This window comes from Nitratireductor sp., assembly GCF_017794765.1.
Taxonomy (GTDB): Bacteria; Pseudomonadota; Alphaproteobacteria; order Rhizobiales; family Rhizobiaceae; genus Nitratireductor.
The window spans coordinates 1,158,856-1,172,527 of record NZ_CP051236.1 but is presented as its reverse complement, the minus strand read 5'-3'; the positions used below and the strand labels follow the sequence as shown (position 1 = coordinate 1,172,527).

Sequence of the window (13,672 nt, the reverse complement as noted above, 5' to 3'; positions counted from 1 at the left end):
GCGCAGAATTTTCACGCGTCATCTGACGACTATATACCGCGATGAAGCAAGAATTTAAAAATGTTGAAGAACAGCCCACAAAACTTTTCATCAAGCCAACTTGCAAAATATTTGCCGGCTATGCGTTAAAAGCAATGAAATTGCCCATTCTTCAAATTGCGATTGCCCTGTTCTTCTTCTATCCCACGCAGATCACTATCGCAGAGGACACAGCTCCTCCGGGCTTTTGGGAACCCAAGCAACGGCAATCAAAGCCAGACCTTTCCGCTTTGGCGAGACTGCGTTTTCTGACCACGGTCGATTTCTATCCGTTCAACTATCTGGACGCTGAGAACCGGCTCAGCGGCCTCCATATCGATCTTGCGCGGGAGATTTGCGCTGAGCTTGAGATGATGGAACGTTGCCAGGTGCAGGCTTTGCCCTGGGATGAACTCGGCCCAGCGATTGAGAACAACCAGGGCGAGGCGATCATCGCGGGGATGGCGATCACGGCTGAAAACCGAGAGCGCTATCTGTTTTCACGTCCTTATCTACGCTTCCCTGCGCGGCTTGTTACCCGACGCGGAGGGAAGCTTTCTGAACCGCTTCACGCAAATATCGCCGGCAAACGGATTGGCGTCATCGGCGCCAGCGCCCACGAAATGCTGTTGCGCGATCTCTTCCCGCGGGCGCAAAGCGTTGTGTATAGCCGGACCGACTGGCTCTTCGACGACCTGAAGTCGGGCAGGATCGATGGCATCTTCGGCGATGGCGTGAAACTGAGCTTCTGGCTTGCGGGCCGGGACTCCGAAAACTGCTGCGCTTTCGCAGGTGGACCTTATCTGGCGCCAGAATATCTGGGGCAGGGTCTGGCAATCGCCATACCGCGCGATATGCCCCAACTTGCGCAGGCGATCGATTTCGCCCTTCACAACATCGACACAGGCGGGCGTTTCACGGATATTTACCTGCGTTATTTTCCCATTGGTTTCTACTGATCCCGTCGCAACGAGCGAAATGGCAGGGCCAGCATCCAAAGAAGCGTTGCCGTAAAGGTGCCGCGATAGGCGGACAAGCCGATGTCCATGCCCTCATGGCCCAGTTTCGGCTGGGCGATATAGGTGCCGAACAAACGATCCCAAAACGGAAAGTTGAAGCCGTAATTGGAATCCGTCTCCCGTCTTATTGTGGAATGATGGACGCGATGCATATCCGGGGTCACCACAAGCAGCCGGAGCACTCGATCAAGCCCGAGCGGAAGCCTCACATTCGAGTGGTTGAACATCGACATACCGTTCAGGACAATCTCGAAAAACAGAACGGATAAAACCGGCGCGCCGAGAAGAACGACAATAACCGCCTTCCATGCCATCGAAAGAAGAATTTCGAGTGGGTGGAAACGCAGACCTGTGGTCACGTCAAAACCATTGTCGGCATGATGCATGCGATGAATGCGCCACAAGACCGGAATCTTGTGGCTTGCCAGATGTTCGAGCCAGACCGCGAAATCAAGCACGACAAACGATACCAGTCCCGCGAGAAGCGGATCGACGCCCACGCCGTGGAAGAGCCCAAAGCCACGTGCTTCGGCCCAAAGCGCAGCTCCCACCGCGGCCGCCGGGAAAACCACCCTGAGCATTACCGATGAAATCAAAACCATGGAAAGATTTGCGAACCACCGGCGCGATTTCAGCGCACCGGTCATCTCCGGTCGCTCCAGACGTGGCGACCAGAGTTCGTATAGCCCCATGGCTGCAAATATGCCGATGAATGCGAAGAGACGGATTGCCGCTTCGGAGAACAGAAACGAGGTCATGGCGCCATTATTCCGCAATGCCGATCAAACGCCAGTCACATGCGCTTGAGCGGGCACCCGATCAGGCAAGTGTACGTTTGCGGGCCTGAACTGTTCGCTCAATGGCCGCTGCCACGAGAGGCTCGAGATGCAGCCGGCTTCGGACGATATGAAGCATGCGCTTTTCTTCAGGCTCGACATGCATGTCGGCAGCCGCGACCTCGACCGCCAGTGCATAGGCCGTGTCGTGCAGTTTCGCCGGCACGGTGTCGCGCACGGCACTCAGGATGCGCTCGAGACCGCTGTCTTCCTGAAGGATCTGCTGGCACTGACGCGCCACTTCGATAATGCGGTTGTCATCGAATTCCCTGAACACCGGCCAGGAACGAATCGTGTCTCCGATTATGGCGAGCTCCGCGTCGGTCATGTCCCGGTCAGCGGCCGACATGACAACCATCAAATAGATCAGGGCTTCGTGGGCGGTCGGCTCGGCCATCTCAATCTCCGCTGGCAAACAATGGAGCCTGAAAGTAGGTAGCCGGGCGTCATGTCGCAATGAAAAATCGCCGCTTCGATTGACGCACCGCCTGAGCCGCCTTACAGGCATTGCTTTTGATGAAACCCAAACCCTGGAAAGCGACATGACGACGGCAAGCCGAGACGCGCTTGAATTGACGCCCGAAGTGATGGAGGCCGCAGCCGAAAGCAAGGCCTGGCCCTTCGAAGAAGCGCGCAAAATCGTCAAACGCTACGAGGGCGGCGCCTTCCCCGACACCGTTCTGTTTGAAACGGGCTACGGTCCCTCCGGTCTGCCCCATATCGGCACCTTCGGCGAAGTGGCGCGCACCTCCATGGTGCGGCATGCTTTTCGCGTGCTCACCGAGGACAGGGTCAAAACCCGGATTCTTTGCTTCTCAGACGATATGGACGGGTTGCGGAAGGTCCCCGACAATGTGCCCAACAAGGAGATGCTGCGCTCCCATCTTGGCAAGCCGCTGACACAGGTGCCGGACCCGTTCTCCAACGAGTATCCTTCCTTCGGCGCGGCCAACAATGCCCGGTTGAGAGCGTTTCTTGACCAGTTCGGCTTCGACTACGAATTTGCCTCCTCGACCGAGTATTATGCCTCGGGCCGTTTTGACGAGATGCTCCGCACGCTGCTGGAGCGCTATGACGCGGTGATGGACATCATGCTGCCATCTCTCCGCGAGGAGCGTGCGCAGACCTATTCGCCCTTTCTGCCGATCCACCCGAAAACCGGCGTGGTGATGCAGGTGCCTCTTGAAGAACGCAAGGTCGACGCCGGCACCATCGTCTGGCGTGACCCCGAGAGCGGCGAAATGTTCGAGACACCCGTGACCGGCGGGCACTGCAAGCTGCAGTGGAAGCCCGACTGGGCGATGCGCTGGGCAGCTCTTGGCGTCGACTATGAAATGTCCGGCAAGGACCTGATCGACAGTGTCAAGCTGGCGGCGCAGATCTGCACGGCGCTCGGCAAAGAGCCGCCGGAAGGGTTCAACTACGAGCTGTTCCTCGACGAGAACGGCCAGAAGATCTCCAAATCCAAGGGCAATGGCCTGACCATTGACGAATGGCTCGCCTATGCGCCGACGGAGAGCCTTTCCCTATACATGTTCCAGAAGCCGAAGGCGGCCAAGAAGCTCTATTTCGATGTCATACCGCGTGCGGTTGACGAGTATTACACCTTCCTGTCGGCCTATGACCGCCAGGACTGGAAGAACCGGCTGGGCAACCCGGTCTGGCACATTCATGACGGCAATCCGCCGGCCACCGAACTTCCCGTGCCGTTTGCGCTGCTGCTCAACCTCGTCAGCGCATCCAACGCGCAGAACACGGACGTTCTTTGGGGTTTTATCTCGCGCTATGCGCCCGGTGTCACACCGCAGACACATCCCGAGCTCGACCGTCTTACCGGCTACGCGTTGCGCTATTTCGAGGATTTCGTAAAGCCATCCAAAGCATTCCGCACCCCCGACGAGGTCGAACGCGAGGCGCTGGCCGGCATCAACGATGCACTTGGTGCCCTGCCGGCAGATGCCGATGGCGAAGCGATCCAGAATGCCATTCTGGATGTGGCCCGCGGCATCGAGCGCTATCAGGATCACAAGCGCAAGAGCCCGAATGGGGGGCCGGGCGTTTCGGTGGCATTTTTCCAGATGCTCTATCAGGTGCTTCTGGGACAGGAACGGGGCCCACGCTTCGGCTCCTTTGCAGCGCTTTACGGGATCGCGGAAACCCGCGCCCTGATCACCGCAGCGCTCACCGGCAAACTCTGAAGCCAAGCCGTATTCAGCGTTTGATCATGAACCAGACGGCCCGCCACTGAATATGCCCTTGCCGGCATCGCGGGCCGCCTTTTCTGCCTCCGTATAGGGGCCTCCGGTCTCGGACAGCGCCCAACCGTTTTCGACCAGCCACGTCCCGACATCATAGCCTGCAAGAGAACAGCGCATCGGTTTGTCGCCCGCTTGTTCCGCAGCGGCCTTGTCCGTCTTCTCCTCAACGTGGCACTCCACTGCGCGCCCGCGCAACCAGTACCGAAACGCCGTGCGGGCACGCTTGCCACAGGGCCACGCACCGCCATCAGTTGCATCACAAACCCTGTCGGGAGCAATGACGCGGATACCCGCAACGGTGATGGTGTGCCCCTCGGATTCAAACATGCCCGCGGCGATTGCGATCGGTCGGTAGTAGAGCGTGTCCTGAGACTTTGGTTCGGGCGCGGGCGCACCAAGTTCGCTCAACGGTATGCGCGGATCCGCGCGCTTCAACCCGGTGGCATCGATTGGCGGGGGCGCCACGAGCTCAGGCGCGATGATGCGGGGTTGCCGCCTGTCCTGAGCTACAGCAGGGCCGAACCCAGAGGACGCGAACATCGCGGCGGCGGCCAGAAGCCAAATGCTGCGGCGCAGGTGCCCGCGCATCACTGACTTGCCCAGATGATGCGCGCCATCCACTCCATCTGCGACTTTTCGAGAACGCGATTGGGGTGGTCAGGGTTGAGGGAAAGCAATTCTACCTGCCGGCTCGTCTGACGCAAAAGAACCTTTGCCATTACCTCGCCACCCGCAGTCTTGACCACCACACGATCACCGCGGCGCAGGCGCGCGGTCGGGTCCACGATCAGCGTATCGCCATCACGATACAGCGGCATCATGGACTCCCCCTGCACCTGAAGCGCATATGCGCCTTCATGCGCCTGCCCTGGCAGATCGACGTGCTCCCATCCTTCTCCCAACGGGAAACCCGCATCGTCAAAGAAACCACCAGCTCCCGCCTGGGCAAAGCCGATCAGCGGAACGCTCGATGGAGGCTGTTCATAGGGTTCGGATGGTTTGCCATCGTGCTGCAACAGCGCGACAAATTCCCAGATCGTGGTGCCGGTCGCTTCCATGATCTTCGAAAGAGATTCTGTAGAAGGCCAGCGTGGCCGGCCGTCCGCCGAAAGCCGTTTGGACTTGTTGAAGGCAGTCGAATCCAGGCCTGCCTTCCGGGCCAGGCCGGAGGCGGAAAGCGAGTGACGCACAGCCAGTGCGTCTATGGCTGCCCAAACCTTGTCGTGCGAGAGCACGCTACTCATCCTTCCGGGACCGTGAAACAGGAAAAAATACCTGTTTCCTGTTTTAACGCTGGCTATGAAACTTGTCCATAAACCCATGTTAGCCTACGGGACGCAAAATCCCGGGCTCAGCTTCGGGGCCGGCGTCCGAATTGACCCAAAAAGCCCTAGCGCGGCGCACGCTTGGCAAGAATACGCTGCAAGGTGCGCCGATGCATGTTCAGCCTGCGCGCGGTTTCCGAAACATTGCGATCGCACATTTCGTAGACCCGCTGGATATGCTCCCAGCGCACCCGGTCGGCGGACATGGGGTTTTCAGGAGGCGCCACTTTCTCACCAGCCTGCCGGGTGAGTGCCGCGTAGATGTCGTCTGCATCTGCCGGTTTGGCCAGATAATCGATCGCGCCAAGCTTTACCGCGGTGACCGCGGTGGCGATATTGCCGTAGCCGGTGAGGATGATCGTGCGGGAATCCTTGCGCTTTTCGCGTATGGTGGCCACCACGTCGAGGCCATTGCCATCGGCAAGCCGCATATCGACAACAGCGAACGCCGGCGGAGCCGCTTTGGCGTGCGCAATGGCTTCTTCCACGCTTTCAGCTGTTTCCACCGTGAAGCCACGGCTCTCCATCGCCCGAGCCAAACGCGTCAAAAACGGTTTGTCATCATCGACAATGAGAAGGGAACGGTCTTCACCCAGGGCCGCCTCCGGGTCTTCCACGGTGTTGCTTGTCATATCCGGCACGTTCAGCACATTAATTTTCCTGGAATCTTTCTAACCTAAATCCGTCAGCTTTCCAATTTAGGACTCTTTTCGCCTGAATCCAGATTATCCTCAGGCACGACGAAGATCGAACGCGGCCAGATGACTTCCGCGAATGCACCCTTGCCCTTTTCGGCAAGATTGCCAAAGCGGATCTGCGCGCCGGAACGCTCAAGGAGCGTCTTGGCAATGAAAAGTCCCAACCCGAGCCCCCCGCCACTGCTGCCATCGGACGAGCGCTTTGACATATAGGGCTCACCGATCCGATCCAGGATTTCGGCGGGGAAGCCGTGGCCGTCATCGACCACAAGAAGCCCGACGGTGTCTGCATCCCAGTGCCAGCGGATCGTGACGCTTTCGCGCGCGAAATCCACCGCGTTCTCCACCAGATTGCCAAGCCCGTAGATGACCCCCGGATTGCGCCGCCCCACTGGTTCCGGCCCTTCCGTCGCGCCTGGCTCCAGACGGATATCGATACCAAAATCACGGTGCGGGGCCGCAGTTTCCTCGATCAGGGAGGTAAAGGGCTGCCGCGCCATATGGGCCTCGCCTTCCGACGACAGGCTGGTCAGCTGGCGCAGGATTTCCCGGCACCGTTCGCTCTGTGTGCGCAACAGCGTCACATCCTCGCTGAACCGCTCGTCCTTGCCGAGCGCACGCTCCATCTCGCGCGCCACCAGCGCGATGGTCGCAAGGGGAGTGCCAAGTTCGTGAGCAGCGGCTGCCGCCAGTCCGTCGAGCGCAGAGATGTGCTGCTCGCGCTGTAGCACCAGTTCGGTCGCGGCAAGCGCGTTGGCCAGAAGCCGAGCTTCCTTTGCGACCCGGTAGGCATAAACCCCTGTGAAGGCGATGCTTGAGACCACCGCGATCCACACGCCGATAATGTATACAAGAGGCATTACCAGCTCGGTGCCGGGGAACCATGGAAGCGGGCGATGAAAGACGGCGAGAGCCGTGGTCAGGGCAACCACCAGAAAGCCAAGAAGCGCAGTCCAGCGCAGCGGTAGTGATGTGGCCGAGATAACCACGGGTACTGTCATGAGGAGCGAGAACGGATTGGTTAACCCGCCCGTCATGAAAAGAAGACCGGCCAGCTGGAAAGCATCGAAGGTGAGAATGCCGAGCGCGGCCGCAGGCGCCAGCCTGTGCGCCGCAGAGTAGCGAATGGCCAGATGCACATTAAGCCAGGCGGAAGCCGCGATCAGTGCAAAGCAAAGGCCGACCGGCAGTGGAAAATCGAGCCCGAAGGCGACAACGATCACGGCCGCGCTCTGGCCGATAATCGCCAGCCAACGCAGCTTGATCAAAGTGTTGAGCCGCAGGCCGTGGCTCGGATCGTGGGCCCTGATGTCTTCAAGCATGGCGGGGTTATGGGGGAAGTCCGCCCCCACTCCAAGCGTTATTTTCTGCGTGGTTTGGCGCGATGTGTCGCGGCTGCGCTGGCCGGATCTTCCGGCCACACATGTTTCGGGTAGCGTCCACGCATATCGGCACGCACATCCGCCCACGAGCCGGCCCAGAAACCCGGCAGATCGCGCGTGGTCTGGATTGGCCTGTGGGCAGGCGACAGAAGCTCCAGTTTGAGTGGGATGCCATCGGCGACCGTTGGATGCTCTGTCAGGCCGAAAAGCTCCTGCACGCGGATTGCCAGCACCGGCCCCTCCGCCTCGTACCGGATGGGCACACGGCTGCCCGAAGGCGCATCGTAGTGGGTGGGCGCCATCTGGTCGATGCGCCTTTGCAACTGGTGCGGGACAAGTGCGGTCAACCCTCCACGCAAGCTGTGAGGTGCCAGTTTTGAAAGTGAAGCCTCGCCGCTCAGAAATGGCAGAAGCCAATCATCCAGCCGTTCGAGAAGCGCCACATCCGAAACATCCGGCCAGGGATCGCCCTTTGCCGCGTGAAGCCACGCAAGCTTGGCCCGCAGGGCGTTCATCTCCCTGTCCCAGGGCAGGAGCGAAAGTCCGTGCGCCCTGACAGCATCGATTAGTGCACGGTCGGCTTCGAGCCCTGATGGCGGCGGCAGCCCCTGCTCGGCCAAAATCAGCGCTCCAAGACGGCGAACACGCCGCTGTCGCACCGATCCCGAAGCACGATCGAAGCGCGTCTCCGTGCTTTCCTCGATCTGATCCCCGAGTGCGGCAATGATGTCGTCTTCACCGATGGCCGCTGCCTGGGCAATGCGTGCGTTCTGCGCCCGGCCCTGTAGATCCGCCACCACGAGATAATTCGCGCCGGAAAGCCGCTCTTCCGGTGCCACCACGCCGCCGCGCCCATTGGCCATCACGAAATGCCCGTGTGCGCCGCGGGCTTTGGCAACGCGGTCCGGCCATGCGTGGATCAGCAGAGCCCCCGCCTGCGGTACCTCACCGGATCGTGCGCCACCTGCGGTCCTGGCGAGCCGCTCTGCGAGATGACGTGCCTTTTCCGCCCGCGCGCCCTTCTCCCGGCGAAAGCGATGCAACCGGTCATCCAGATCGACGGACCGGCCACCCAGCCCGCGTTCCGACAGGAGAACGGCCAGTTCGGCTGCGGCAAGCGCATGACCATCTTCAGCCGCGCGCGCCACCATATGCGCAAGCCGCACCGGCAGGGCGAGACGGCGCATCGCCTCGCCCGACGGTGTGAGGCGTCCGCTCTCGTTCAGTGCGCCAAGTCGCCGCAGAAGACCGCGCGCCTCGGCAAGCGCCGGAGCCGGCGGGACATCGAGAAAGGAAAGAGATGCTGGATCGCTGACGCCGAAGGCGGCACAGTCGAGGAGCAGGTCCGACAAATCCGCTTCCAGGATTTCCGGTGGCGTGAACGCCGGCAGCGCCGCTGTCTGCTCCGCGCGCCAGAGGCGAAGCGCAATACCGGGCGCGGTGCGTCCCGCACGGCCCGCGCGCTGATCGGCTGAAGCGCGCGAAACGCGCACTGTTTCCAGCCGCGTAAGGCCTGTTGAGGGCTCGAACTTCGGCAGGCGCGACAGGCCGCTGTCAATCACCACCCGAACGCCGTCAATGGTCACCGAGGTTTCCGCAATGGCCGTGGCCAGAACCACCTTGCGCCGACCTTGGGCGGCGGGCCGGATGGCGTCATCCTGCGCACGCCCGTCAAGACCGCCATAAAGTGGCGTGATGTCCACATCGGCGGGCAGCCGTCCGGCAAGACGCTCGGCCGTCCGCTCAATCTCGCGCTGACCGGGCAGGAATGCAAGCACGCTGCCCTCCTCCTCCGACAGAACCGCGCGCACCGTCCGCGCCATGGTGTCCTCGATGGGCTCGCCTGAAGGGCGTTCCGCATGGCGCAGTTCGACGGGAAAACTGCGCCCTTCGCTCTCGATCACCGGCGCATCACCCAAAAGCGCTGCGACCCGCGCGCCATCAAGCGTGGCCGACATCACCAGCAGCCGCAGATCCGGCCGCAGAGCAGCCTGCGCATCAAGCGCCAGTGCCAGCGCGAAATCGCCATCCAGCGCGCGCTCGTGAAACTCGTCGAACAGCACTGCGGAGATTCCCGAAAGCTCCGGATCATCGACGATCATGCGGACAAGAACGCCTTCCGTCACCACGAGAATGCGGGTTCTGGCAGAGACCTTTTGCTCCATGCGCATGGCATAGCCGACGGTCTCACCCGGCTCTTCGCCAAGGAGTGCCGCCATTCGCCGGGCGGCCGCCCGCGCGGCAAGCCGGCGAGGTTCAAGGAGCACAATGCGCCCGCGCGATGCCCATTGGGCGTCCAGAAGCGCCAACGGCGCAAGCGTCGTTTTGCCGGCTCCGGGCGGTGCAACGAGCACTGCCTTGCCACGGGTCTTCAGTTCGGTAGTGAGCGCCGGCAGCACTTCCGTTACCGGCAGATCGGGCAGTTTCAGCCCCTCCATCACGCGCCAATCCGCACGATGTCACCGCATGCGGCCTCTGCGTCTGCCTCGTCATGCGTGACGAGGAGCACTGGTAGTCCACTGTCACGCGCCTTGGAAAAGACGAGTTCACGGGTCTGCGCACGAAGATCTGCATCAAGCTTGGAGAAAGGTTCATCCAGAAGCAGTGCGCGGGGCGAGGAAACCAGCACCCGAGCCAGCGCTACCCGCGCTTTTTGCCCGCCGGAGAGCGTGGCCGGATCCCGATTTTCAAGCCCTGCAAGGCCGACACCCTCCAATGCATGAGCAACATGCGCTGCACGTTTAGCGCGGCCGCGCACTGCCTCGGGCAGCGCGAACATCAGATTGCCGCCGACACTCATATGCGGAAACAGAAGTGGATCCTGAAACAGCACGCCCATATGCCGGTCTTCGGGTTTGAGCGCCGTCACGTCCACACCATCCACGAAGACCCGGCCCGTGGTTGAAAAAACCGAATCGAGAACCCCCCCGATATAGGCGAGCAGTGTGGATTTCCCCGCTCCAGACGGCCCCATCACGGTCAGGACTTCACCGGGCGCAACCTTCCTGGTGAGCGAGAGAATCTCGCGTCCTTCGAGTGTGATCGCCACCCCATCGATGAAGAGCCCGGTATCAGTCAAATCCGTTTCCGTTCAAACATGCATGTCACGATAACGGCGGAATATCAGCGCCGGCACAATGGTGGCAACGGCAAAGCCCGCGGCCGGCAACAGCATTTGCATGAAGGCATAAATTCCGATCACGCGGCGATTGCCGCCAGAAGCCAGCGCCACCGCTTCCGTGGTGATGGTGGTCAGCCGGCCGGCGCCCACCAGAACCGTAGGAAGATAGAGCCCGATCGAAACGGAAAACCCTATGGCTGCAACCGCAAGCAGCGGCCGCGCCAGCATCGGCAGGCGGATGATAAAGAAGCGCCGGACCGGGCCTTTCCCAAGGCCCGCCGCGATCTGATCATAACGGCGGTCGAAGGCACGCCACGGATCCCTCAGGCTGAGCCAGGCATAGGGCAGCACGAAGACGAGATGGGCGAAGACAAGCGCTGTCCACGTGGCCTCCATGCCGGCGAGAATGAAGAGCAGTTGAAGCCCGAACAGAAAGGCCACCTGCGGCACGAGCAACGGCAGATAGAGCACCGTAAGCGCTCCGCGCCCCGGCGGTCTTGCGGTCTGGTCCTCTCGTGCGAAGCAGAGTATGGCGATCACCACGGCGATCACCGTCGAGACGAGTGCAACTGACAACGTGGTCGCCAGCGGTTCCATGAGGTTGGGCAGGACGCGCATCCAGTTGCGCAGTTCGAACCGCGCCGGCAGCACGTCGGGGTATTGCCAGAGGCCCGCGACAGACCACAGCGCCAGCGCCGTCATGCCGGCAAAGATAGCTCCCGCCGAAGCGAGCATCACGGCCAGCGCGCCTAGCCTCAGGACGCCGTCGCGCCGAAACCGGCGCCCGGCACAGGCAAGACGCTCGCGCACTCGCGCGCCAATCCTCTCCAATCCGATCCAGATGACGACTGCCGCCGCCGTCACGCCCAGTTGCAGAATGGCACCTGCCGAGGCGAGGAAGCGCATGGACAGGTCCGGGTCGTTCATCCAGTTGACAAGCCGCACCGCGAGCGGCGCCGGCGTTGTGGGGCCCAGTATGGCTGCGACATCCACCACCGAGGTGGCGAATGCTATGACGGCGAAGACCGGCAGGCGGATCTGCGGATAGATCGAGGGCCAGAGGCCAAACACGAAGCCGGAAATGCGCCCATATCCCATCGATGCGATCAAAGCCCGCATGCGCGCCGGCTTGACCTGCGGCAGGGCTGCCAGCGTGACGAGCAGTAGAAATGGTATCTCCTTCACGATCAGCCCCGCCATCATCGAAAGGCCGAGGGGATCATGTATGATGAGGAGATCCGGCGGCCGCTGCCATCCAGTCAGTTCCGGCGAGATCATGCGTGCGATCAGGCCGGAAGGCGCGATGAGGAAAGCTAGCGCGAATGCCGTGGCCGCATGCGGCACTGACAGAAGTGGCGACAAGAGATGCTGTATGCGCACAAAAATGCGCGTGCCGCCCCATGCGGCCGTGAAAAGCATCACGGTCAGGAGTGAAAACGCAGCTGTGACGAGCCCCGCCGCAAGGCTCATCAGCGCCGACATAAAGATGGCCGGTTCGGCAAACAGCCTCTGAAATGGTGCAAGGTTAAACGACGTTCCGCCCAAGGCTGGCAGATAGCCGAAGGCAGGCAGGATGGTGCCGGCCAGGCCGAACAAGACCGGGACCGTCAGGAGCCCTATGGCGAGAATGGGACCGAGGCGCGTCAGCATGGGGCCATAGGCTTGAAATGCAACCGAAACACCCGCGTAGCAACCAGGTTAATTGCCAACCCCATAGCGGCGCTTCCACTCGGTTTCGATGCGCTCCATCCAGCTTGGATGCGGCTCGTCCAGTGCGGGGCCAAGTTCATCCGGCCGCAATGTCGCAACGCCAAGGTCGATGGCATCGAAGCGGGCGCGCTCTTCCGGTTCCAGCTTGTCGAGCGCAAGGACCGTCGGGTCACCCCAGCGCGCCGGATCCTGCTTGCGGGCCTGCGCCTCCGGTGAAAGGAAAAAATTGGCCGTAACCAGCGCACCCGCCTTGGCCGTAGCGTTGTAGGGGATGGTCAGAAAATGCGTGTTGGAAAGCGTGCCTTCGGGAAAGGTGAAGGAGCGCACCGTGTCCGGCAATTCGCCATTGGCAATGGCATTCGAGGCTTCCGCTGGATTGAAGGCAAAGATGATGTCGAGCTCTGAATCGGCCAGAAGCTGCTTCATCGCCGGGTAATTCTGTGGATAGGCACGGCCCGAGCGCCACATCACCGGGTTGAGCGCGTCGAGATAGTCAAACAGGGGCCTGGTTACCTGATCGAACGTGTCTTCATCGACCGGCACCTGGAGCATTTCGGGATTTTCGACAGTTTCGGCAAGCACCTGTTTCAAAAACGAAGTGCCTATGAAGTCCGGCGGCTGCGGATAGGAAAAACGTCCCGGATTTTTCTTTGCCCATTTCAGCAGACTGTCCGCGTCCTGCGGCAGGGTGTGCACTTGCGTACGCGCGGAATCGTAGAAAAACACGAGCTTCGCCATGCCCCAGGGGCTTTCCAGCCCTTCGACAGGAACGGTGAAGTCGGTTCGGATGGTCGGCTTGTTTTCGACGTCCACATAGGCCCAGTTGGGCAATTTCTCCGCCCAGCCGGGAGATAGGAGCAACCCCTGCCGTTTCATGGCTGCAAAGTTCTCGCCATTGATCCAGATGAGATCCACCGTCCCGCTCTCATCGCGGCCCGCCGCCTTTTCCGCGACCACGGTGGCGACTGCGCTCGCGGTATCCTCAAGCTTCACATGTCTGAGCGTGACGCCGTAGCGTTCCTTCAGTTCCGCACCGGCCCACTCGATATAGGCATTGATGTTCTGCGACCCGCCCCAGGCGTTGAAATAGACCGTTTCCCCGCGCGCATCTTCCAGAACAGACGCCCAGTCATCGGGATTGGGCCCGCCCTGACCAGCGCTTGCGGAAACGGCACCGAGCGCCAGAATGGCCGTCGAAAAAACAAGTGACCTCACGCAAATCCCCTGACTCGCCCAGAATTGAAATCTCGACGATAGAGCACGCCGTGACTTCGCAAATCAACGCAAACCACCTCGCGCTACGGT

Annotated in this window: 12 protein-coding genes; 2 read left to right on the top strand and 10 right to left on the bottom strand. The window is 61.1% G+C overall.

Annotated elements, in window-relative coordinates:
• Positions 1 to 41 precede the first annotated feature (41 nt).
• The gene (locus HF949_RS05660; RefSeq protein ID WP_292898900.1) at positions 42 to 977 is read left to right on the top strand and encodes a transporter substrate-binding domain-containing protein; all 936 of its coding nucleotides are present in this window, start codon (positions 42 to 44) and stop codon (positions 975 to 977) included.
• On the opposite strand, the gene HF949_RS05655 is transcribed toward HF949_RS05660, so the two are convergent.
• Positions 971 to 1,795 (bottom strand): sterol desaturase family protein, encoded by an 825-nt coding sequence (locus HF949_RS05655; protein WP_292898898.1) that lies wholly within the window; start codon positions 1,793 to 1,795, stop codon positions 971 to 973. The two genes, HF949_RS05660 and HF949_RS05655, sit on opposite strands and share 7 nt — an antisense overlap.
• A gap of 61 nt (positions 1,796 to 1,856) precedes the next feature.
• On the bottom strand, positions 1,857 to 2,270 hold the full coding sequence (locus HF949_RS05650) for a tellurite resistance TerB family protein (protein WP_292898896.1): 414 nt from the start codon (positions 2,268 to 2,270) through the stop codon (positions 1,857 to 1,859).
• Positions 2,271 to 2,415: 145 nt separating this feature from the next.
• Here HF949_RS05650 and HF949_RS05645 point away from each other — a divergent pair, with 145 nt between their 5' ends.
• Positions 2,416 to 4,071 (top strand): lysine--tRNA ligase, encoded by a 1,656-nt coding sequence (locus HF949_RS05645; RefSeq protein ID WP_292898894.1) that lies wholly within the window; start codon positions 2,416 to 2,418, stop codon positions 4,069 to 4,071.
• Positions 4,072 to 4,095: 24 nt separating this feature from the next.
• Here the strand turns inward: HF949_RS05645 and HF949_RS05640 are convergent, their stop codons facing one another.
• The 8 genes from HF949_RS05640 to HF949_RS05605 all read right to left on the bottom strand — a co-directional run bounded on the left by HF949_RS05640 (position 4,096) and on the right by HF949_RS05605 (position 13,582).
• Complete coding sequence (locus HF949_RS05640) at positions 4,096 to 4,719, bottom strand: thermonuclease family protein (RefSeq protein WP_292898892.1); 624 nt, start codon at positions 4,717 to 4,719, stop codon at positions 4,096 to 4,098.
• A complete protein-coding gene (locus tag HF949_RS05635; protein WP_292898890.1) occupies positions 4,719 to 5,366 on the bottom strand; it encodes a S24 family peptidase in 648 nt (215 codons plus the stop codon). Before HF949_RS05635 ends, HF949_RS05640 begins: the two co-directional genes overlap by 1 nt.
• A 155-nt stretch (positions 5,367 to 5,521) precedes the next feature.
• Positions 5,522 to 6,088 carry an ActR/PrrA/RegA family redox response regulator transcription factor gene (locus HF949_RS05630; protein WP_292898888.1) on the bottom strand — a complete coding sequence of 189 codons (567 nt, stop codon included), beginning with the start codon at positions 6,086 to 6,088 and terminating at the stop codon, positions 5,522 to 5,524.
• A 53-nt stretch (positions 6,089 to 6,141) separates the two neighbouring features.
• Positions 6,142 to 7,476 (bottom strand): ActS/PrrB/RegB family redox-sensitive histidine kinase, encoded by a 1,335-nt coding sequence (locus HF949_RS05625; protein ID WP_292898886.1) that lies wholly within the window; start codon positions 7,474 to 7,476, stop codon positions 6,142 to 6,144.
• A 38-nt stretch (positions 7,477 to 7,514) separates the two neighbouring features.
• The gene (gene hrpB / locus HF949_RS05620) at positions 7,515 to 9,974 is read right to left on the bottom strand and encodes an ATP-dependent helicase HrpB (RefSeq protein WP_292898884.1); all 2,460 of its coding nucleotides are present in this window, start codon (positions 9,972 to 9,974) and stop codon (positions 7,515 to 7,517) included.
• A complete protein-coding gene (locus tag HF949_RS05615) occupies positions 9,974 to 10,615 on the bottom strand; it encodes an ATP-binding cassette domain-containing protein (RefSeq protein WP_292898883.1) in 642 nt (213 codons plus the stop codon). Before HF949_RS05615 ends, hrpB begins: the two co-directional genes overlap by 1 nt.
• Positions 10,616 to 10,627: 12 nt before the next feature.
• On the bottom strand, positions 10,628 to 12,307 hold the full coding sequence (locus HF949_RS05610; RefSeq protein WP_292898882.1) for an ABC transporter permease: 1,680 nt from the start codon (positions 12,305 to 12,307) through the stop codon (positions 10,628 to 10,630).
• Between the two features lie 48 nt (positions 12,308 to 12,355).
• The gene (locus tag HF949_RS05605) at positions 12,356 to 13,582 is read right to left on the bottom strand and encodes an ABC transporter substrate-binding protein (protein ID WP_292898880.1); all 1,227 of its coding nucleotides are present in this window, start codon (positions 13,580 to 13,582) and stop codon (positions 12,356 to 12,358) included.
• Between the last annotated feature and the right edge of the window lie 90 nt (positions 13,583 to 13,672).

Coding starts and splice junctions, on each gene's coding strand:
- HF949_RS05660 (WP_292898900.1), top strand. CDS start 42: ATGAAGCAAGAATTTAAAAATGTTGAAGAACAGCCCACAAAACTTTTC.
- HF949_RS05655 (WP_292898898.1), bottom strand. CDS start 1,795: ATGACCTCGTTTCTGTTCTCCGAAGCGGCAATCCGTCTCTTCGCATTC.
- HF949_RS05650 (WP_292898896.1), bottom strand. CDS start 2,270: ATGGCCGAGCCGACCGCCCACGAAGCCCTGATCTATTTGATGGTTGTC.
- HF949_RS05645 (WP_292898894.1), top strand. CDS start 2,416: ATGACGACGGCAAGCCGAGACGCGCTTGAATTGACGCCCGAAGTGATG.
- HF949_RS05640 (WP_292898892.1), bottom strand. CDS start 4,719: ATGCGCGGGCACCTGCGCCGCAGCATTTGGCTTCTGGCCGCCGCCGCG.
- HF949_RS05630 (WP_292898888.1), bottom strand. CDS start 6,088: ATGACAAGCAACACCGTGGAAGACCCGGAGGCGGCCCTGGGTGAAGAC.
- HF949_RS05625 (WP_292898886.1), bottom strand. CDS start 7,476: ATGCTTGAAGACATCAGGGCCCACGATCCGAGCCACGGCCTGCGGCTC.
- hrpB (WP_292898884.1), bottom strand. CDS start 9,974: ATGGAGGGGCTGAAACTGCCCGATCTGCCGGTAACGGAAGTGCTGCCG.
- HF949_RS05610 (WP_292898882.1), bottom strand. CDS start 12,307: ATGCTGACGCGCCTCGGTCCCATTCTCGCCATAGGGCTCCTGACGGTC.